Raw genomic sequence first — 18,025 nt, forward strand, 5'->3', positions numbered from 1 at the left:
TCAGATCAGGTTCGCGCGCTTGTAGAACCACAGCGACGGCTTGGTCAGCAGCCCGGCCGAGTGCAGGAACTCCATCAGCCCGGAGCAGCTCGACCGCAGCATCGACTTGTGGTGCTCGTTCGCCTTCGCTTCGCGCCGCGCCCGCTTGCCGTCGAGGCCCGCGTTCTCGTAGACCTTGGCGTTCACCATGCTCGTGACGATGAAGTACGACGCGATCGCGACGACCAGGCCGTTGACCTGCCGCCGCAGCCAACCCGCGCCGCGCAGCCGCTCGCGGGTCTCCTCGCGGGCGAACTTCATGTGCCGCGACTCCTCCACGACGTGGATGTTGTTGATCGTGCGCACGAACGGGACCACCCGCTCGTCGCGCATCCAGTCACGCTGCATGACGTCGAGAACCTCTTCGGCCACCAGGATGGCCGCGTACGCCGCCTCGCCGGTCGCGGTGGCCTTGAAGACCCGGCCGAGCTCGACGACGAACCGGCGCGGCCGGTAGGCGGGCGCCCGCAGCTTCGCCGCGCCGCGGGCGAACATGATCGAGTGCCGGCACTCGTCGGCGATCTCGGTCAGCGCCCACTGGAACGCCGGGTCCGTCGGGTCCTTGGCGTAGAAGTCGCGCAGGACCATCTGCTGCAGGATCATTTCGAACCAGATCCCGGTGCTGGCCACCGACGCCGCCTCCTGGCGGGTCAGCTCGCGCTGCTGCTCCGGGGTCATGTCGTCCCAGTAGGAGGTGCCGTAGAGCGTGCTCCACTCCGGGCTCGCGCCGTGGTAGTCCGTGTCCAGCGGCGTCTCCCAGTCAACCTCCTTGACGGGGTCGTAGGACAGCTGCTCCGACGAGTCGAGCAGCCGCCGCGCCACGGTCTCCCGGTCCGACACGCCCGCTTCGCTGATGCTCGTCACGACCGACCTCCTCGTCAGGTGTTACCGAAGTTCACTGTTACCAACCGTAACACATACTCGAGCACCCGTCTGCCGGAAGTTCAGTGAACAACCGTACACTCGAATGGTGACCCCAGGACGCTCCCCGGCGGAGCCGTTCGGCTCCGGCCTGCTCGGGCCGCTGGACCAGAACGCCACCGCGCTGCGCCGGCGCGTCCAAGGCCTGCTCACCGCCGCTTTGATCGCCACCAACGTGATCGGCGCGCTGGTCGTGGTCGGGCTCGCGGCGCTGCTCATGCCGGCCCCGGGCATGTCCGGCGAACTCGTCCGCGTCACCGCGGTCGCAGTACCCGTGTACGTCGTTTCGGCGGTGGTCGCCGGCACGCTGTGGGGCACCCGCGGCGCCCTGCGGACGCTGCGCTGGGCGGCCGACGGGCGGGAGCCGACCGACGGCGAACGCGCCGCGAGCCTGCGCGTCCCGTTGCGCCTGACGTTCGTGCAGGCCGTGCTCTGGGGCATCGCGACCCTGCTCTTCGGCGGGCTCGCGGCGGCGGTGCAGCCGGAAGTCGTGCTCACCGAGCTGCTCGTGGTCGCCTTCGCCGCGGTCGTCGTCTGCGCGATCGCCTACCTGTTCGGCGAGTTCGCCATGCGGCCGTACGCGGCGCTCGCGCTGGCGGGCACCACGCCGCCGCGGCCGGTCGGCGGTGGGGTGAACCGGCGGATGCTGCTGTTCTGGTGCCTCGGCACCGGGGTGCCGGTGGCCGGGCTGGTGGTCACCGCGGTGCTGGCCTGGGTGCGCGGCGACGTCTCCCCGACCAAGCTCGCCGTGTCGGTGATCGCGCTCGGGCTGGTCGTGCTGTGCTTCGGGCTGCTGGTCACCGTGTTCACCGCCCGCTCGGTGGTCAACCCGATCTCCTCGGTCCGCCACGCGCTCGCGCGCGTCCGCGCCGGGGACTTCACCGTCGGGATCCCGGTCTACGACGCCACCGAGCTGGGCCTGCTGCAGGCCGGGTTCAACGACATGACCGCCGGGCTCGCCGAACGCGAACGGCTGCGCGACCTCTTCGGCAGGCACGTGGGCCACGAGGTCGCGGTGGCGGCCATGCGCACGTCGGCCGAGCTGGGCGGCACGGTCCGCACGGTCTCGGTGCTGTTCGTCGACCTCGTCGGGTCGACGGCGCTGGCCGCGAGCCGCCCGCCGGAGGAGGTCGTCGGCCTGCTCAACCGGTTCTTCGCGGTGGTGGTCGACGAGGTCGACCGCCACCACGGCCTGGTCAACAAGTTCGTCGGCGACGCCGCGCTGGCCGTCTTCGGCGCGCCCGCGCCGCTGCCCGGCCACGCCACCTGCGCGCTCGCCGCCGGCCGCGCGATCGCCCGCCGGCTGGCCGCCGAGGTGCCGGACGGCCCGGCCGGCATCGGCGTGGCGACCGGGGACGCGGTCGCGGGCAACGTCGGCGACCCGCGCCGCTTCGAATACACGGTGATCGGCGACCCGGTCAACGAAGCCGCGCGGCTGACCGAACTGGCCAAGCACGCGCCGGGCCGCCTGCTGGCCTCCTGGACGGCGGTGGAAGCCGCGGCCGCCGACGAAGCCGCCCGCTGGACGGCGACCGAGGACGTCACCCTGCGCGGCCGGACACGACCGACGACGCTCGCTTCGCCGCTTCCGGGCGAAGCCGGCTGAAGAATCCCGCACAGCGGCGGTTTCGCGAGCTGCGGCAACGACTCCGCCGGCCGCGGCCTCCCGTCCGGTCCGGAGTGGACAACGGCGAGCGGGGAGACGAACGGTCCGCCCCGACGAGGTCACCACGGCGCTGCTGGAGTTTTTCGCGCAGCCGACCGCTCAGCGGCGCGGGTCGATGTGGACCTTCGGGCCCGCGCCTCCGGTCCGCTCGCCCGCGAGCACGGCCCCGACGTCACCGAGGCCCACGGTCGCCGCGACGAGCGGGCGCGGGTCGACCGCCCCGCTCGCGTACGCGGTGATCGTCTCGGCCAGCCCGGGTGACGCCGACAGGACCCCGACCGCCGTGACGTCCTTCAGCACCAGCGCCCGGGTGTCGAGCCGGCTGGGCGATCCGGACAGTCCGATGTAGACGACCCGGCCCGCGGGCTCCACCAGCTCCACGGCCAGCGCGGGCGAGCCGGCGGCGCCGGTCGCGTCGACGACCGCGTCGAAGGCCAGTGCGGGCAGGGTTTCCCGGGTCCAGGTGTTCGCGAAACCGAGGCTGCGGGCGAATTCGAGGGAGCCGACGCCCATCAGGTGCACTTCGGCGCCCGCTGCGCGCAAGAACATCGCCGTGAGCAACCCGATCGTCCCCGGTCCGAGCACCAGCGCCCGGTCGCCCGGCCCGGCCCCGGCCGCGCGGGCCGCGCGCAGGGCGTTGCCACCCGGTTCGACCAGGGCACCGAGCACCGCGTCCACCGGGTCGGGCAGGGCGTGCAGCGACCACGCGGGCACGGCGAGCCGTTCGGCCAGCGCCCCGGCCCGGCCGCCGCGGATGCCGACCTCCTGCCGCCGCTCGCAGGTGTGCTGGTGCCCCCGGCGGCAGCGGCGGCAGGTCCGGTCCCCGAGCATGGTGTCGCCCATGACCCGGCGGCCGAGCCAGGCCGGGTCGACGCCGTCGCCGGCTTCGGTGACCGTGCCCGCCCACTCGTGGCCGAGCCGCATCGGGTACGCCGAGTGCCCCTGGTGCAGGTAGGCCATTTCGCCGGTGAAGAACTCGACGTCGGTGCCGCAGACTCCGGCGCGCTCGACGTCGACGACCACCTCGCCCGGCACGGCCTCCGGCGCGGGCACTTCCTGCACCGAGCCCTGCCGCGGACCGGTGAGCACGAAGGCCCGCATCGTCGAAGACATGGCCGCATCCTCGCACGCCGGCGGGTGCGCCGGCGGCGGGCCGCGTACCGGCGGGGCCGGGGCGGTCGTCGACGCGTGGGTCGTCGCCGGGCCGGCCCCGCTCGCCCCGGCGGAGTTCGCCGGACGGCTTCGCTAAGGCGTCCGTCCACTGAGGATTTCGAAGGCGAGGCGGCGGTGCTCGGCGAAGAGCGCCAGCGCCGTCTCGCGGTCGCGCGCCCGCAGGGCCGTCGCGAGCTCCCGGTGTTCGGCGGGGATGCCCGCGAGGTAGCCCTCGGTGGCGACGCCGATGCGGGTCAGCAGGAACAGGTGCACCTGCGAGCGGATCGCGAGCCAGGCTTCGTGCAGCCGCCGGTGGCCGGCGGCCGCGTAGACCGCGTCGTGGAATTCGAGGTCGCACCGGACCATTTCGTGCGCGTCGGCCGCGCGTTCCATGCGCTGCACCACGGCGTCGATCGCGGCGAGGTCCGCGTCCGTCGCGTGCTCGACCACCCGCTCGACGGCCAGCCGTTCGAGGGCCGCCCGCAGGCTGTCCAGCTCGGCGACGTCGGCGCCGGACAGGGCGGTCACCGTCGTGCCGCGGTGCCACTCACCGCGGACCAGACCTTCGCGCTCCAGCTTGAGCAGCGCCTCCCGCACCGGCCCGCGGCTGACGCCGAGCGCTTCCGCCAGTTCGACTTCGCGCAGCGAGCTGCCGGGTGCGTAGCCGCCGTCGAAGATCGCCTCGCGGATCCGGTCGGCGACCTCGTCGGCCAGCCCGCGGCGCCGGGCCGGAAGCAGCGGACCAGTCATGTCGTGATGTTAACATTCAGCCAAGAGTTTCAGCGAAGGGAGTCCCATGACGCTGCCCATCCCCCGCTTCCACCTCGCGATGCCGGTGGACGACCTGGCCGCCGCCCGGCGCTTCTACGGCAAGGTCCTCGGCCTCGAGCAGGGCCGCAGCGCGGACACGTGGGTCGACTGGAACCTGCACGGCCACCAGTTCGTCACGCACCTGGCCCCGGCCGGCCCCCGGCGGGTGCACAACCCGGTCGACGGCCACGACGTGCCGGTGCCGCACTTCGGGCTGATCCTCGGCGTCCCGCAGTTCCAGGCGCTCGCCGAGCGGCTGCGGGCGGCGGGCACGGAGTTCGTGATCGAGCCGTACGTCCGCTTCGCCGGCCAGCCCGGCGAGCAGTGGACGATGTTCCTGCTCGACCCGGCGGGCAACGCCCTGGAGTTCAAGGCCTTCGCCGACGACGCCCAGGTCTTCGCCGTCTGAGGCGGGCCGTCTCCGCGGATAACCACGGCGCAGCGGAAACCACCCGATCAGGCCGACCGCGGTTACGGACGTCACAGGCCCGCTCACTTTGGGTACCCAGAGTTGCGGAGCGTGCCTGACCCCGGGGAGACCGCCATGGAACCAGCCGACGACGAGCCGGACTCCGTGCTGCTCGCCGCCCTGCGGGGCGGGGACCTCGACGCCGCCGGGCGGCTGTTCCGGCGGCACGCCGAACCGCTCCGGCGGACCGCCGCGGCCTGGGCGCGGCAGCCCGCGGAGCGCGACGACCTGGTGGCCGAGACGTTCGCCAGGGTGCTCGCGGTCGTGCGCGCCGGCGGCGGCCCGCGCGAGGACCTGCGGCCCTACCTCGTGGTGACGTTGCGCAACCTGGTGTCCCGGTGGAGCAAGCAGCGCAACCGGGTCGAGCTGTGGGCCACGGTCCCGGAGCCGGCCGCCGGCGGGGCCGACGAGCTCGCCCTCCGCCGCTCGAACGCCCGGCTCGTGTGGTCGGCCTACTGCACGCTCCCCGGCCGGTGGCGGACAGTGCTGTGGCGCACCGAAGCCGAGGGCGGCAGCCCGCGCGAGGTGGCGCCGTCCCTGGGGTTGTCGCCGAACAGCGTGGCGGCGCTGGCGATGCGCGCGCGGGAGGGGCTGCGCCAGGCCTACCTGCAGGTGCAGGTGCCCGAGCCGGACGAGCCGACCTGCCGCGAACCCCGCCGCCGGATGGGCGCCTGGGTCCGCGGCGCCCTGCCCCCGAGCCGGGCGAACGCGGTCGCGGAGCACGTCGCCGGCTGCGGGGCCTGCCGCCTGGTCGCCCGCGGCCTCGACGAAGCGAACCGGGAGCTCCCCGGCTCGGCGGCGCGGCTCACCGGCTGAGCCAGCGGCCCGAGAAAACCCACGGCCTCGCAGCCTCGGGGCCCCCGCAGCCTCGCGGTCCCGCCGCCCCGCAGTCCTCGCGGCCCCGCAACCTCGCAGCCTCGCAGCCTCGCAGCCTCGCAGCCTCGCAGCCTCGCAGCCTCGCGTGAGCGAACCGCGAGCTCCCCGGCTCAGCGGCGCGGCTCACCGGCTGAGCCAGAAGCCCCCGGCACCCCACTGCCCCGCGGCCCGCAGCCCCGCGGCCTCGCGGCCTCGCGACCTCGTGACCTCGTGACCTCGTGAGCGAAGCGCAAGCTCCCCGGCTCAGCAGCGCGACTCACCGGCTGAGCCAGAAGCCCGAGGAACCCCCACGGCCTCGCGACCTCGCGACCTCGCGAGCGAAGCGCGAACTGCGCGGCTCGGCGGCCGGTCTCACCGGCTAAGCCCCGCCGCAGCCCCGCAGCCCGCAGCCCGCAGCCCGCAGCCCGCAGCCCGCAGCCCGACGAAGCGAACCGCGAACTGCCCGACCCCACCACCCGGCTCACCGGCTCAGCCACGAAGCCGGGTCGCCAAAAAGCAGGGCGGTTCCGTGCGCGCGCTTGAAATACAGGTGGGCGTCGTGCTCCCAGGTGATCGCGATGCCGCCGTGGAGCTGGATCATCTCCGCGGCCGCGTGGGCGAACGCCTCGCCGCACACCACCTTCGCCGTCGCGACCGCCTCGGGATCGCCGTCCACCAACGCCGCGTACAGCGCCGAACGGGCCGCTTCGACGTGGACGTGCACGTCGGCCATCCGGTGCTTCAGCGCCTGGAACGACCCGATCGGGCGGCCGAACTGACGGCGTTGCTTCGTGTACTCGACCGTCAGCTCCAACGCCCGCGCGGCCGCCCCCACCTGCTCGGCCGCGACGGCGATCGCCGCCGTGGCGCGCAGCTGCCGCAGCGGTCCGGTGAACCCGCCCGTGTCGAGGCGGCGGGCCGGCGTCGAAGCGCACTCGACGACCGCCAGGCGCCGGCCCGGGTCCAGGCTCGTGACCCGCTGCCGGCGGACCGCGGCGAGGTCGACTTCGAACAGGCCGGCACCGTCGTCCGTGCGGGCCACGGCGAGCAGGACGTCGGCGAGGTCGCCGTCCAGGACGTAGTGGGCGCGGCCGGTCAGCCCGGCGCCGGCAGCGCTCAGCGCCGGTGTCCACTGTCCGTCCACATCGGACCAGGCCAACGCGGCCAGTGTGGTTCCGGCGGCGATGCCCGGCAGCAGCCGCTCGCACGCTTCGTCGTTTCCGGTGCGGAGCAGCGCTTCGCCGCACAACACCGCCGATCCCAGCATCGGGGCCGGCGTGAGGCTCCGGCCGAGTTCCCCCAGCACGACGCACGCCTCGGCGAGCCCGGCGCCCACGCCGCCGTAGTGCTCCGGGATGGCCAGCCCGGCGACGCCGATCTGCTCGCAGAGCGTCGACCACAGCTTGTCGTCGTAGCCCAGCGGCGACGCCATCGCGGCCCGCACCGCCGCCGGCCCCGACCGGCGGGTCAGCAACGCACGAACGGCGTCCCGCAGCGCCCGGGCTTCGCCGGTCTCCATCGGGTCCGTCATCGCAGGACCCGTGCCCGGTGGAACGACCCGGTCCCCCACGCCCCCGCCAGCGCCCGCACCTTCGTCAGCCGGAGGCCGAGGTCGTGCTCGGCCGTGTAGCCGATGGCGCCGTGCACCTGCAGGGCGGTCCGCGCGGCCAGCAGAGCGGCGTCGGCGGCCATCGCCTTCGCCGCCGAGACGTCCCGGGCGAAGGTGTCCCCGGAGACGGCGGCGCCGTACAGCAGCGGCCGGGCCAGTTCCAGGCGGGTGACGACGTCGGCGAGGAGGTGCTTGATCGCCTGGTACTCGCCGATGGCCCGGCCGTACTGCTTGCGCTGCTTCGCGTACGCCACCGACGTGTCGAGCAGCCACTGGCCCAGCCCCACGAGCTGGGCGGCCACGGCCAGCACACCGCGGTCGAACGCGACCCCGCTCTCAGCCGGTGCGGCGGGGATCCGGAACAGCCGCCGCGCCGGGTCGATCGAGCGCACCGGCTCGGTGCCGGCGTCGGTGAGCTCGGCGCCGGTGAGGTCCAGGACCACGCCGGCGACGTCGGCGTCCAGCGCCAGGGGAACTTCCGGCGGGGCGACGACGGTGGCGATCAAGTCACCCTCGGCCAGAGCGGTCAGCCGGTCGCCGGTCAGCAGCGCCGGGGCGACCGCCGCGGATTCCACGACCGGGCCCGGCACAGCGTGGTAGCCGAGCGCTTCGCAGGCCACCACCAGGTCGACCGGCCCGGCGCCGAGGCCCCCGTGGTCTTCGTCGGCCAGCAGCGCGAAGACCCCGACGTCGGCGAGCGCGCGCCAGAGCTTGAGGCCGCGGTCGTGCTCGCCCGCCGCCCAGGCCCGGGCGGCGGCCGCGGTGTCCGCGCCGCCCAGCAGCTCGTGCAGGGTCGCGGCGAACTGCCGCTGCTCCGGGGAGAGCCGGAACCTCATCGGCGGGCCTCCCTCGGGAGCTTCAGCAGCCGTTCGGCGATCGTGTTGCGCTGGATTTGGTCGGTGCCGCCGTAGATCGGCCCGGCGAGGGAGAACAGGTAACCGTCGACCCAGGCCGGGTCGGTTTCGGCGGCCGGGCCGAGCACATCGAGTGCGGTTTCGTGGAGGTCGACGTCCAGGTGTGACCAGAACAGCTTGTTGACGCTCGACTCCGGACCCAGCTCGCCGCCGTCGGCGAGCCTGCTGACCGTGCCGAACGTGTAGAGCCGGTAGGCGCGGGCGCCGATCCAGGCGTCGGCCACTCTGTCCCTTGTGGACTCCGGTGCGCCGTGCGAACGCCAGAGGTCCACCAGGCGGTCGGCCGCGGCGAGGAACCGGCCCGGACTGCGCAGCGACAGCCCGCGCTCGTTGTTCGCCGTCGTCATCGCCACCCGCCAGCCTTGGCCCGCCTCGCCGATCACGTCCTCGTCCGGGACGAACACGTCGTCGAAGAAGATCTCCGCGAACCCGGGTTCGCCGTCCAGCTGCGGGATCGGCCGCACGGTGACCCCCTCGGCGCGCAGATCGGCCATGAAGTACGTGAGGCCGTGGTGCCGCTGCGCGTCCGGGTCGGTCCGGAAGAGACCGAACGCGCGGTCGGCGAAGCTCGCCCGCGAGCTCCACGTCTTCTGCCCGGACAGCAGCCAGCCGCCGTCGGTGCGGACCGCCGTGCTCCGCACCGCGGCGATGTCGCTGCCCGCCTCGGGCTCCGACCAGGCCTGCGCCCACACCTGCGCGCCGGTCGCCATCGGCGGGAGGATCCGGTCGCGCTGCTCGGGTGTGCCGTGGGCGAACAGCGTCGGCCCGAGCATGAAGATCCCGTTCTGCGACACCCGGCCCGGCGCCCCGGCGGCGTAGTACTCCTCCTCGAACAGCAGCCACTGCAGCACCGAGGCGTCGCGGCCGTGGTACTCGCGCGGCCAGGACACGACCGACCAGCGCGCCTCGGCGAGTTCGGCCTCCCACTCCCGGTGCGCCTCGAACCCCTCCGCGGTGTCCATCGACGGCAGCGTCCGGACGTGCGTGGCCAGCCATTCCCGGGCCTCGTCGCGGAAAGCCGCCGAGGCCGCGTCGATGTCGAGGTCCATCAGGCCTCCTTGTTCGCGTCGCGCATCGACCGCGCCGACTGCCCGCCCAGGGCGTCCGCCGAGGTCTCCGCGTTGTGCGCGTGCGCGAGGTGGTGCAGCCCGAAGACGGAGTCCATGCCGGACCGCAGGCCCATCAGGTCTTCGGCCTGGTTGACCGCTTTCTTCGCCAGGGCCAGCCCGAACTGCGGCATTCCGGCGATCTTCTCCGCGAGTTCCTGGGTGCGCTCCTCCAGTTCGGCGCGCGGGACGATCCGGGTGACCATCCCCCACTCCTTGGCCTGCTGGACCGTGAACCGCTCGCCGGTGAACAGGACCTCCTTGGCCGCCCGCGGCCCGAGCACCCACGGGTGCGCGAAGTACTCGACGCCCGGGATTCCCATCCGCACCACCGGATCGGCGAAGAACGCGTCGTCGGCCGCCACGATCAGATCGCACACCCAGGCCAGCATCAGCCCGCCCGCGATGCACGCGCCCTGCACGCTGGCGATCATCGGCTTCGGGATCTCCCGCCACCGGCGGCACATCCCGAGGTACACCTCGGACTCGCGGGCGAACCGCTGATCGCCGCCGGCGCGGTCGGTGTGGTCCCACCACAGGACCGCCCGCCGGTCGAAGGGCTGATCGGCGTCCCGGCCCGGGCTGCCGATGTCGTGCCCGGCCGAGAAGTGCTTCCCCTCCCCCGCCAGGACGATCACCTTGACCTCGGGATCGTCGACGGCGGCGGTGAAGGCGTCGTCGAGGGCGTAGGTCATGGCCGAGTTCTGGGCGTTGCGGTACTCCGGCCGGTTCATGGTCACCACCGCGACCGGTCCCCGCCGCTGCGACCGGACCACCGTTGCACTCATGCGTTCTCCTCGGTCAGCAGCCGCTTCAGCACCTTGCCGGAAGCGTTGCGCGGCAGGGCGTCCACGAACTCGACGAACTTCGGGGTCTTGTAGTTGGCGAGCCGCTCGCGGCAGAAGGCGATGACCGTCTCGGCCGCCAGCCCGGTGCCGACGACGAACGCCTTGCCGACTTCGCCGAGGCGCTCGTCCGGGACGCCGACCACGGCGGCGTCCCGGACCCCGGCCAGCTCGGTCAGTGCGTGCTCGACCTCGGCCGGGTAGACGTTGAACCCGCCGCAGATGTACATGTCCTTGAGCCGGCCGGTGATGGTGAGGTTCCCGGCGGCGTCGAGCTCGCCGACGTCGCCGGTGTGCAGCCAGCCCCGCTCGTCGATGGCCTTCGCCGTTGCCTCCGGGTCGTCGAGGTAGCCGAGCATCACGTTCGGCCCGCGCAGGACGATTTCGCCCGGTGTCCCCCGGATCGCCACTTCGAACCCCGCGGTCGCCCGGCCCGACGTGCTCGCGACGAGCTCCGCGGGGTCGCCGGGGCGGCACATCGTCACCACCACGGCTTCGGTCAGGCCGTAGGCGGTGAGGACGGTTTCGAACCCGAGCTCGGACCGCATCCGCCGGACGAGCGAGGCGGGCACGGTCGCCGCCCCGGTGACCGCGAGCCGCAGCGACGACAGATCGCCCTTGCCGGGCTCGTGCAGCAGCGACTGGAAGACCGTCGGCGCGCCCGGCAGCACCGAGATCCGCTCCCGTTCGATCACCTTCAGCGTTTCGCGGACGTCGAAGACCGCCTGCGGGACGATCGTCGCGCCGGTCAGCAGGCCCACGACGATGCCGGCCTTGTAACCGAAGCTGTGGAAGAACGGGTTGATCACCAGGTACCGGTCGTCGGCGGTGACCTGGCCGCACCCCGCCCACGCCGCGGCGACGTCGACGGTCTGGCGGTGGGCCGAGAGCACACCCTTGGCGCGGCCGCTGGTGCCGGAGGTGAAGAGGATGTCGCTGACGTCGTCCGGGGTGACGGCGTCCGCCCTGGCCTCGGCGTCGGCCTCGGGCACCCGCTCGGCCAGCGCCAGGAACTCGGCCCAGCCCAGCGTGCCCTCGACCGGCCGGTGCGGCTCCTGCAGCGGCACCCGGACGACGGTGGCGAGGTCCGGCAGGTCGGCGCCGGTGTCGCGGATGGCGGCGTGGCGGTCGGTGCCGAGGAAGTCGGCGGCCACGACGAGCGCCTTGGCCCGGCCGCGGACGAGCAGGTCCACCGTCTCGGTGCCGGTGAAGCGGGTGTTGACCGGGATCAGGACCGCGCCCGCGTAGAGCGCGCCCAGCGCCGCCGCGACCCAGTGGTGGGTGTTGGGCAGCGCGACCGCGACCCGGTCGCCCGCCTGGACACCGCACGCGGCGAAGGCGCGCGCGACGGTGCGAACACGTTCCAGAAGCTGGTCGTAACCGAGCCGCACCGGGCCGTCGACCAGCGCTTCCGCCGAGCCGAACTTCGCGGCGGCATCGCGGACGACGGCCGGGATCGTGGTCTGTCCCACCACAGCCTCCTCTGGACCGGCAAAGTAGAACGTGTTCTCATTACCCTAGGTGCCGGACCGGCCCGGCAGCAAGGAGGCGAGCGTGGCCCTCACGCGATTCCGCACCGAAGTCGCGGACTGGCTCGCCGGCAACCTGACCGGCGAGTTCGCCCGCCTGCGCGGCCTGGGTGGCCCGGGGCGGGAGCACGAGGAGTTCGACCTGCGCCTCGCCTGGGAACGCCACCTCGCCGCGGCGGGCTGGACGTGCGTCGGCTGGCCCGTCGAACACGGCGGCCGGGGCCTGTCCCTGGCCGAACAGGTCGCCTTCCACGAGGAGTACGCCGCTTCCGGCGCGCCCGCCCGGGTGAACCACATCGGCGAGCAGTTGCTCGGCCCGACCCTGATCGCCTTCGGCACGCCCGAGCAGCAGCACCGGTTCCTGCCCGGGATCCGCGCCGTGCGGGAGCTGTGGTGCCAGGGCTATTCCGAGCCCGGCGCCGGCTCCGACCTCGCCGCCGTCTCGACGTCGGCGGTGCTGCGGGACGGCGAGTGGGTGCTCAACGGCCAGAAGATCTGGACTTCGCTGGCCCACGTGGCCGACTGGTGCTTCGTGGTGGCCCGGAGCGAACCCGGCTCGCAGCGCCACCACGGCCTCTCCTACCTGCTGGTCCCGCTGAAGCAGGACGGCGTCACGGTCCGCCCGATCCAGCAGCTCACCGGCACGTCGGAGTTCAACGAGGTCTTCTTCGACGACGCCCGCACGGCCGCCGGCCACGTCGTCGGCGAGCCCGGCGAGGGCTGGCAGATCGCCATGGCCACCCTCGGCTTCGAACGCGGGGTCTCGACGCTGGGCCAGCAGATCGGCTTCCGCCGCGAACTCGACGACATCACCGCCGAGGCCCGGCGGCTCGGCACCTACGACGACCCGCTCCTGCGCGCCGACCTCGCCCGCGCCCGGATCGGCCTGCGCGTGCTGCGCGCCCACGCCCTGCGCACCCTGGGCCAGGCCGCCGGGCCGGAAGTCGCCGTCGGCAAGCTGCTGTGGGCGCAGTGGCACCGCGGGCTCGGCGAACTCGCCATGCGGGCCCGGGGCGCCCGATCCCTCGCCTCGGACAGCGCCGAGCCGGACGAGTGGCAGCGGCTGTTCCTGTTCACCCGCGCCGACACCATCTACGGCGGCTCCGACGAAATCGAACGCACCATCATCGCCGAGCGCGTGCTCGGCCTGCCCCGGGAGGCCCGTCCGTGATTCCCCCGTACCCACCGGGCCACGACCTGCTGCGCGGGAAGGTCGTGGTGGTCACTGCGGCGGCGGGCACCGGCATCGGCTCCGCGGTGGCGAAACGCTGCCTCGAAGAAGGCGCGAACGTCGTCGTCAGCGACTGGCACGAACGCCGCCTGAGCGAGAAGGCCGCCGAACTCGCGGAGCTGGGCAAGGTCCACGCCATCCCGTGCGACGTCACGCAGGAAGACCAGGTCCGGGCCCTCGTCGACGGCGCGGCCGGCCACTTCGGCCGGGTCGACGTGCTGATCAACAACGCCGGGCTCGGCGGCACGAAGTCCGTGCTCGACATGACCGACGGCGAATGGTCGAAGGTCCTCGACATCACCCTGACCGGGACGTTCCGCTGCACGCGGGCGGCCTTGCGGCAGTTCGTCGCCCAGGGCGGCGGTGGCGCGATCGTCAACAACGCCTCGGTGATCGGCTGGCGCGCCCAAGCCGGGCAAGCCCACTACGCGGCGGCCAAGGCGGGCGTCATGGCGCTGACCCGCTGCTCGGCCCTTGACGCGGCCGAGCACGGCGTCCGGATCAACGCCGTGGCGCCGAGCCTGGCGATGCACCCGTTCCTCGCCAAGGTGACCAGCGACGAACTCCTCGAAGACCTCACCAGGCGCGAAGCCTTCGGCCGCGCGGCCGAACCGTGGGAGGTCGCCACCGTCATGGTCTTCCTGGCCAGCGACTACGCGAGCTACCTCACCGGCGAAGTCGTCTCCGTCAGCAGCCAGCACCCCTAGGAGCCCCCGTGCCCGAAGCCTTCCTCCTCGACGCGGTCCGCACGCCCGTCGGACGGCGCGGCGGCGCGCTTTCCGGGTGGCACCCGGCCGATCTCGGCGCGCACGTCATCAAGGCCGTCGTCGACCGCGCCGGTGTCGACCCGGACCTGGTCGACGACGTCATCCTCGGCTGCACCGACACCCTCGGCCCCCAGTCCGGGAACATCGCCCGCACCGCGTGGCTGGCCGCCGGGTTCGGCGACCACGTGCCGGGGGTGACCGTCGACCGGCAGTGCGGGTCGAGCCAGCAGGCCGTGCACTTCGCCGCGCAGGCCGTCATGTCGGGCACGCAGGACCTGGTGCTGGCCGGCGGGGTGCAGAACATGAGCCGCATCCCGATCAGCGCGGCCATGCTGGCCGGGCGCGAACACGGCTTCGACGACCCGTTCTCCGGCTCGAAGGGCTGGCAGGAACGGTACGGCGGCGCCGAGGTGTCGCAGTTCCGCAGCGCCGACATGATCGCCGAGCACTGGGACATCAGCCGGGCCGCCATGGAGGAGTACGCGCTGCGCAGCCACCAGCGCGCCCTGGCGGCCGTCGACGAAGGCCGGTTCGACGCGGAAACCGTGCCGGTGGCGGACTTCCGGCACGACGAGGGCCCCCGCCGGGACACCAGCCTGGAGCGGATGCGCGGTCTGAAGCCACTCAGCGAAGGTTCGCGGCTCACCGCGGCGGTGGCCAGCCAGATTTCCGACGGCGCGAGCGCGGCGCTGCTGGCGTCGGAAGCCTTCGTCCGCGAGCACGGCCTGACGCCACGGGCCCGCATCCACCACCTGTCGGTGCGCGCGGCGGATCCGGTGTGGATGCTGACCGGCCCGATCCCGGCGACCGCGCACGCCCTGCGCAAGAGCGGCCTGGCGATCGGGGACATCGACCTGTTCGAGGTCAACGAGGCGTTCGCCAGCGTTGTGCTGGCGTGGCTCGACGAGACCGGCGCGGACCCCGGCCGGGTCAACGTGAACGGGGGCGGGATCGCCCTCGGCCACCCGATCGGGGCCACCGGCACCAAGCTCCTCGCGACGCTCCTGCACGAACTGGAGCGCCGCGGCGGGCGTTACGGGCTGCAGACGATGTGCGAAGGCGGCGGCACCGCCAACGTCACCGTCATCGAACGGCTGTGAGGCCGGACGCTTCCGGTCAGGCGAGGGCGCGCAGCTTCGGCAGGACGTCTTCGGAGAACTGGGTCAGGAAGCGTTCCTGGTCGTGGCCCGGGCCGTGGAAGACGAGGTGGTTGAGGCCCGCGTCCAGGTACGGCTTGATCTGGGCGACGGCCTCGTCCGGGTCGGAGGCGACGATCCACCGCTTGGCGACCTGGTCGATCGGCAGCTCGTCGGCCAGCCGTTCCATCTCCTCCGCCGAGGACACGCTGTGCTTCTGCTCCGCCGACAGCGACAGCGGCGCCCAGAACCGCGTGTTCTCCAGCGCCTTCTCGTGGTCGCGGTCGTAGGACAGCTTGATCTCGATCGTCCGGTCGACGTCCTCGACGGTCTTCTCCGCCGCCTCCGCGCCTTCCTTCACCGCCGGCATCAGCTTCTCGGTGTAGAGGTCCATGCCCTTGCCCGAGGTGCAGATGAACCCGTCGCCCGCGCGGCCCGCGTACTTCGCGACCACCGGGCCACCCGCGGCGACGTACACCGGCACCGGCTGCTCCGGCCGGTCGTAGATCTTGGCGTCCACCAGCTCGTAGTAGTCGCCCTTGAAGTTGACGTTGTCGCTGGTCCACAGTTCGCGGATGAGCTTGATCGACTCGCGCAACCGGGCGAAGCGCTCCTTGAACTCCGGCCACTCCCGCCCCGAGACGGCGATCTCGTTCAGCGCCTCACCGGTGCCGACACCCAGGATCACGCGGCCGTTCGACAGCAGCGACATCGTCGCGAACGCCTGCGCGATCACCGCCGGGTTGTACCGGAACGTCGGGGTCAGCACGCTCGTCCCGATCTGCACCCGCTGCGTGCGTTCGGCCACCGCCGGCATCCAGGCCAGCGCCCACGGCGCGTGCCCGCCCTCGTGCCGCCACGGCAGGAAGTGGTCGGACACCCACACCGAGTCGAGCCCCACCTCTTCGGCACGCACGGCGTACTCGACCAGGTCCCGCGGCCCGAACTGCTCCGCAGACGCCTTGTAACCGACCTTCAACGCCACGCTCTCATCCTCCCGTTTGCCGGCCGAGGCGCTGCAGGATCCCACCTGCCTCGGCCACCGCGCCCTCGACGATCTGCGCCACCGTGGGCAGGTCGTGGATCATGCCCACCACCTGTCCCGACGCTAGCACTCCGGCGTCCGTCCGGCCCTCGACCAGTCCCGCCCGCAGCAGCATCGGGGTGTTGGCCGCCATGACCAGCTGACTCCACGTCAGATCGTTGCCGTGCTTCATCGCCAGGCCTTCTCGCAGCATCGCAACCGGCGACAGGCCGGTGATATTCCGGAAGCGCAGCGCGTTGCGGGCGGCCTGCGCCAGACCGCGGACGCGGCCGGTGCGTTCGAGCTGCTCGACGAGGCCGGTGCGCAGCACGCGGTGCGGGAGGCCGTCGACCCGGCGGGTGACGACCGTTCCGGTGAGGCCCTGCTCGAGGTAGAGGCGCTTGACGTCGCCGGGGACCGTGCTCTCCGCGCTCAGCAGGAAGCGGGTGCCCATCGCGATCCCGGCCGCGCCGTAGGCGAGGGCGGCGGCCAGGCCGCGGCCGTCGAAGAACCCGCCGGCGGCGACGACGGGGATGTCGACGGCGTCCAGCACCGAGGGCAGCAGCAGCGTGGTCGCGACGCCGCCGGTGTGCCCGCCGCCTTCGCCGCCCTGGACGATGACGGCGTCCGCGCCCCAGGCGGCGACCTTCTCGGCGTGCCGGGCCGCGCCGACCGAGGGGATGACGACGATCCCGTGGTCGGTCAGCTTCGCGATCATCTCCTTGCGCGGGGCGAGCGCGAAGGAGGCGACCTTGACGCCTTCGCGGATGAGCAGGTCGACGCGATCGCCGGCGTCGGCCGCGTCGGCGCGGAGGTTCACGCCGAAAGGCTTCTCCGTCCGCTTCTTGACTTCGGCGACGGCCGCTTCCAGTTCGCCGAACGTCATCGTGGCGGACGCGAGGATGCCGAGGGCCCCGGCTTCCGCGGTGGCCGAGACCAGGCGCGGGCCGGCGACCCAGCCCATCCCGGTCTGCACGACCGGGTGCTCGACGCCGACCAGCCGGGTCAGGGCCGTCTTCACGCCGGGACTTCCTTGTCGCGCAGGCGGTTCGGATCGAGCACGTCCCGGATGAGCCGCAACTGCTCGGCCGTCGGTTCCCGGCTGGTGCCGGTGCCGGTGAAGTCGATCTCGAACGCCGTCGCGGCGGTCACCTCGTCGCGGGTGACGCCCGGGTGCAGGGCCACCGCCCGCATCGCGTGCTCCGGGCCGCCGAAGTCGAAGACCCCGAGGTTCGAGACCACCCGGTGCACGTCGTGGTACTTCTGCGCCGACGCGCCCGCCTTCGCCGCGTTGTCGTAGCCGACGCCCGACACGACGTCCACCGCGTCCACGAACACGCGGGTGGAGTGCCGCGGCACCCAGTAGCTGGTGCGGTGGTTGACCGTGTTGCCGGGCGCGCCCCGCACGCCGAGCAGCTGCTTCTTCGGGCGGGCGTGGTCGCCGATGGCGGAGATGTTCTGGTTGCCGTACCGGTCGATCTGGTTGGCGCCCATCACCACGTGCCGGCGTCCGTGCGGCACGACCGTGTCCAGCACCTTCCGGAACGGCTGCCAGCCTTCGACCACGCCGTCGGCCGTCAGCAGGTATGCCTCGCCGTCGGACAGCAGCAGGTCCGGTTCGAACGTCAGCCGCGCCAGCTTCGCGCCCAGCTGCGGGACCAGGCCCATCGGGCTGGCCACGATCTCCCCGTCGCCGCGGAACACCTCGGCCATCGCCACCACGACGATCTCGGCCCGGGTCGCGCTCATGCCGCCCTACCTTTCAGATGTACCCCTGGTCGTCCGGGATGATCGGGGTGTGCAGGCGGGGCGGGTATGGCTTTCATGCTTGCTGCCGGTGATGGCTCCGGAGGCTTGGCCGCCCGTCCCGCACCCTTGTTCCGACCGCTGATCAGGCACTGCGGACCATCGCTGTGTAGGGCGTTGCCGGCGGAGCGGGGACGCACCGCACG

Annotated in this window: 18 protein-coding genes; 7 read left to right on the plus strand and 11 right to left on the minus strand. The window is 73.1% G+C overall.

Annotated features, from left to right (window positions below):
• On the minus strand, nt 1-903 hold the full coding sequence (locus ACLJPY_RS28580; protein WP_410593023.1) for an AurF N-oxygenase family protein: 903 nt from the start codon (nt 901-903) through the stop codon (nt 1-3).
• Nucleotides 904-1,006: 103 nt separating this feature from the next.
• On the opposite strand from ACLJPY_RS28580, the gene ACLJPY_RS28585 reads away from it, so the two are divergent.
• Nucleotides 1,007-2,566 carry an adenylate/guanylate cyclase domain-containing protein gene (locus ACLJPY_RS28585; RefSeq protein ID WP_410593025.1) on the plus strand — a complete coding sequence of 520 codons (1,560 nt, stop codon included), beginning with the start codon at nt 1,007-1,009 and terminating at the stop codon, nt 2,564-2,566.
• Nucleotides 2,567-2,725: 159 nt separating this feature from the next.
• On the opposite strand, the gene ACLJPY_RS28590 is transcribed toward ACLJPY_RS28585, so the two are convergent.
• On the minus strand, nt 2,726-3,739 hold the full coding sequence (locus ACLJPY_RS28590) for a zinc-dependent alcohol dehydrogenase (RefSeq protein ID WP_410593027.1): 1,014 nt from the start codon (nt 3,737-3,739) through the stop codon (nt 2,726-2,728).
• Between ACLJPY_RS28590 and ACLJPY_RS28595 the strand changes: the two genes are divergently transcribed.
• On the plus strand, nt 3,738-3,875 hold the full coding sequence (locus tag ACLJPY_RS28595; protein ID WP_410593029.1) for a hypothetical protein: 138 nt from the start codon (nt 3,738-3,740) through the stop codon (nt 3,873-3,875). The genes ACLJPY_RS28590 and ACLJPY_RS28595 overlap by 2 nt on opposite strands.
• On the opposite strand, the gene ACLJPY_RS28600 is transcribed toward ACLJPY_RS28595, so the two are convergent.
• Nucleotides 3,872-4,528: a GntR family transcriptional regulator gene (locus ACLJPY_RS28600; RefSeq protein WP_410593031.1), complete on the minus strand. Its 657-nt coding sequence runs from the start codon at nt 4,526-4,528 to the stop codon at nt 3,872-3,874. The two genes, ACLJPY_RS28595 and ACLJPY_RS28600, sit on opposite strands and share 4 nt — an antisense overlap.
• A gap of 46 nt (nt 4,529-4,574) precedes the next feature.
• Here ACLJPY_RS28600 and ACLJPY_RS28605 point away from each other — a divergent pair, with 46 nt between their 5' ends.
• Both ACLJPY_RS28605 and ACLJPY_RS28610 read left to right on the plus strand, forming a co-directional pair.
• The gene (locus ACLJPY_RS28605; protein ID WP_410593033.1) at nt 4,575-4,997 is read left to right on the plus strand and encodes a VOC family protein; all 423 of its coding nucleotides are present in this window, start codon (nt 4,575-4,577) and stop codon (nt 4,995-4,997) included.
• 135 nt (nt 4,998-5,132) lie between these two features.
• The gene (locus tag ACLJPY_RS28610) at nt 5,133-5,873 is read left to right on the plus strand and encodes a sigma-70 family RNA polymerase sigma factor (protein WP_410593035.1); all 741 of its coding nucleotides are present in this window, start codon (nt 5,133-5,135) and stop codon (nt 5,871-5,873) included.
• Between the two features lie 520 nt (nt 5,874-6,393).
• Here ACLJPY_RS28610 and ACLJPY_RS28615 read toward each other — a convergent pair.
• From ACLJPY_RS28615 to ACLJPY_RS28635, 5 genes are read right to left on the minus strand one after another with little or no spacing between them, the layout of a single operon-like run.
• The gene (locus ACLJPY_RS28615) at nt 6,394-7,443 is read right to left on the minus strand and encodes an acyl-CoA dehydrogenase family protein (RefSeq protein ID WP_410593037.1); all 1,050 of its coding nucleotides are present in this window, start codon (nt 7,441-7,443) and stop codon (nt 6,394-6,396) included.
• The gene (locus tag ACLJPY_RS28620; RefSeq protein ID WP_410593039.1) at nt 7,440-8,357 is read right to left on the minus strand and encodes an acyl-CoA dehydrogenase family protein; all 918 of its coding nucleotides are present in this window, start codon (nt 8,355-8,357) and stop codon (nt 7,440-7,442) included. Before ACLJPY_RS28620 ends, ACLJPY_RS28615 begins: the two co-directional genes overlap by 4 nt.
• Nucleotides 8,354-9,484 (minus strand): acyl-CoA dehydrogenase family protein, encoded by a 1,131-nt coding sequence (locus ACLJPY_RS28625; protein ID WP_410593041.1) that lies wholly within the window; start codon nt 9,482-9,484, stop codon nt 8,354-8,356. Before ACLJPY_RS28625 ends, ACLJPY_RS28620 begins: the two co-directional genes overlap by 4 nt.
• The gene (locus ACLJPY_RS28630; RefSeq protein ID WP_410593043.1) at nt 9,484-10,329 is read right to left on the minus strand and encodes an enoyl-CoA hydratase; all 846 of its coding nucleotides are present in this window, start codon (nt 10,327-10,329) and stop codon (nt 9,484-9,486) included. The genes ACLJPY_RS28625 and ACLJPY_RS28630 overlap by 1 nt, the downstream gene beginning before the upstream one ends.
• Complete coding sequence (locus ACLJPY_RS28635) at nt 10,326-11,858, minus strand: FadD3 family acyl-CoA ligase (protein ID WP_410593045.1); 1,533 nt, start codon at nt 11,856-11,858, stop codon at nt 10,326-10,328. Before ACLJPY_RS28635 ends, ACLJPY_RS28630 begins: the two co-directional genes overlap by 4 nt.
• An 82-nt stretch (nt 11,859-11,940) precedes the next feature.
• On the opposite strand from ACLJPY_RS28635, the gene ACLJPY_RS28640 reads away from it, so the two are divergent.
• From ACLJPY_RS28640 to ACLJPY_RS28650, 3 genes are read left to right on the plus strand one after another with little or no spacing between them, the layout of a single operon-like run.
• The gene (locus tag ACLJPY_RS28640; RefSeq protein ID WP_410593047.1) at nt 11,941-13,086 is read left to right on the plus strand and encodes an acyl-CoA dehydrogenase family protein; all 1,146 of its coding nucleotides are present in this window, start codon (nt 11,941-11,943) and stop codon (nt 13,084-13,086) included.
• Nucleotides 13,083-13,853: an SDR family oxidoreductase gene (locus ACLJPY_RS28645; RefSeq protein ID WP_410593049.1), complete on the plus strand. Its 771-nt coding sequence runs from the start codon at nt 13,083-13,085 to the stop codon at nt 13,851-13,853. The genes ACLJPY_RS28640 and ACLJPY_RS28645 overlap by 4 nt, the downstream gene beginning before the upstream one ends.
• A gap of 8 nt (nt 13,854-13,861) precedes the next feature.
• On the plus strand, nt 13,862-15,013 hold the full coding sequence (locus tag ACLJPY_RS28650) for an acetyl-CoA C-acetyltransferase (RefSeq protein ID WP_410593051.1): 1,152 nt from the start codon (nt 13,862-13,864) through the stop codon (nt 15,011-15,013).
• 16 nt (nt 15,014-15,029) lie between these two features.
• Here the strand turns inward: ACLJPY_RS28650 and fgd are convergent, their stop codons facing one another.
• Genes fgd through ACLJPY_RS28665 form a run of 3 tightly spaced genes read right to left on the minus strand, consistent with a single transcriptional unit; the run spans nt 15,030 to nt 17,822 of the window.
• On the minus strand, nt 15,030-16,034 hold the full coding sequence (gene fgd, locus ACLJPY_RS28655; protein ID WP_410593052.1) for a glucose-6-phosphate dehydrogenase (coenzyme-F420): 1,005 nt from the start codon (nt 16,032-16,034) through the stop codon (nt 15,030-15,032).
• Between the two features lie 4 nt (nt 16,035-16,038).
• Complete coding sequence (locus ACLJPY_RS28660) at nt 16,039-17,094, minus strand: NAD(P)H-dependent flavin oxidoreductase (RefSeq protein WP_410593054.1); 1,056 nt, start codon at nt 17,092-17,094, stop codon at nt 16,039-16,041.
• Nucleotides 17,091-17,822, minus strand: a complete 732-nt coding sequence (locus tag ACLJPY_RS28665) for a CoA-transferase subunit beta (protein ID WP_410593056.1) — start codon at nt 17,820-17,822, stop codon at nt 17,091-17,093. The genes ACLJPY_RS28660 and ACLJPY_RS28665 overlap by 4 nt, the downstream gene beginning before the upstream one ends.
• Nucleotides 17,823-18,025 lie beyond the last annotated feature (203 nt).

This window comes from Amycolatopsis sp. lyj-23, from assembly GCF_046549135.1.
Classification (GTDB): Bacteria; Actinomycetota; Actinomycetes; order Mycobacteriales; family Pseudonocardiaceae; genus Amycolatopsis.

Excerpts from the sequence above, each read along its gene's own strand:
- ACLJPY_RS28630 (WP_410593043.1), bottom strand. The coding sequence starts at position 10,329 with ATGAGTGCAACGGTGGTCCGGTCGCAGCGGCGGGGACCGGTCGCGGTG.
- ACLJPY_RS28625 (WP_410593041.1), bottom strand. The coding sequence starts at position 9,484 with ATGGACCTCGACATCGACGCGGCCTCGGCGGCTTTCCGCGACGAGGCC.
- ACLJPY_RS28665 (WP_410593056.1), bottom strand. The coding sequence starts at position 17,822 with ATGAGCGCGACCCGGGCCGAGATCGTCGTGGTGGCGATGGCCGAGGTG.
- ACLJPY_RS28600 (WP_410593031.1), bottom strand. The coding sequence starts at position 4,528 with ATGACTGGTCCGCTGCTTCCGGCCCGGCGCCGCGGGCTGGCCGACGAG.
- ACLJPY_RS28595 (WP_410593029.1), top strand. The coding sequence starts at position 3,738 with ATGGCCGCATCCTCGCACGCCGGCGGGTGCGCCGGCGGCGGGCCGCGT.
- ACLJPY_RS28605 (WP_410593033.1), top strand. The coding sequence starts at position 4,575 with ATGACGCTGCCCATCCCCCGCTTCCACCTCGCGATGCCGGTGGACGAC.
- ACLJPY_RS28615 (WP_410593037.1), bottom strand. The coding sequence starts at position 7,443 with ATGACGGACCCGATGGAGACCGGCGAAGCCCGGGCGCTGCGGGACGCC.
- ACLJPY_RS28610 (WP_410593035.1), top strand. The coding sequence starts at position 5,133 with ATGGAACCAGCCGACGACGAGCCGGACTCCGTGCTGCTCGCCGCCCTG.
- ACLJPY_RS28620 (WP_410593039.1), bottom strand. The coding sequence starts at position 8,357 with ATGAGGTTCCGGCTCTCCCCGGAGCAGCGGCAGTTCGCCGCGACCCTG.
- ACLJPY_RS28585 (WP_410593025.1), top strand. The coding sequence starts at position 1,007 with ATGGTGACCCCAGGACGCTCCCCGGCGGAGCCGTTCGGCTCCGGCCTG.
- ACLJPY_RS28590 (WP_410593027.1), bottom strand. The coding sequence starts at position 3,739 with ATGTCTTCGACGATGCGGGCCTTCGTGCTCACCGGTCCGCGGCAGGGC.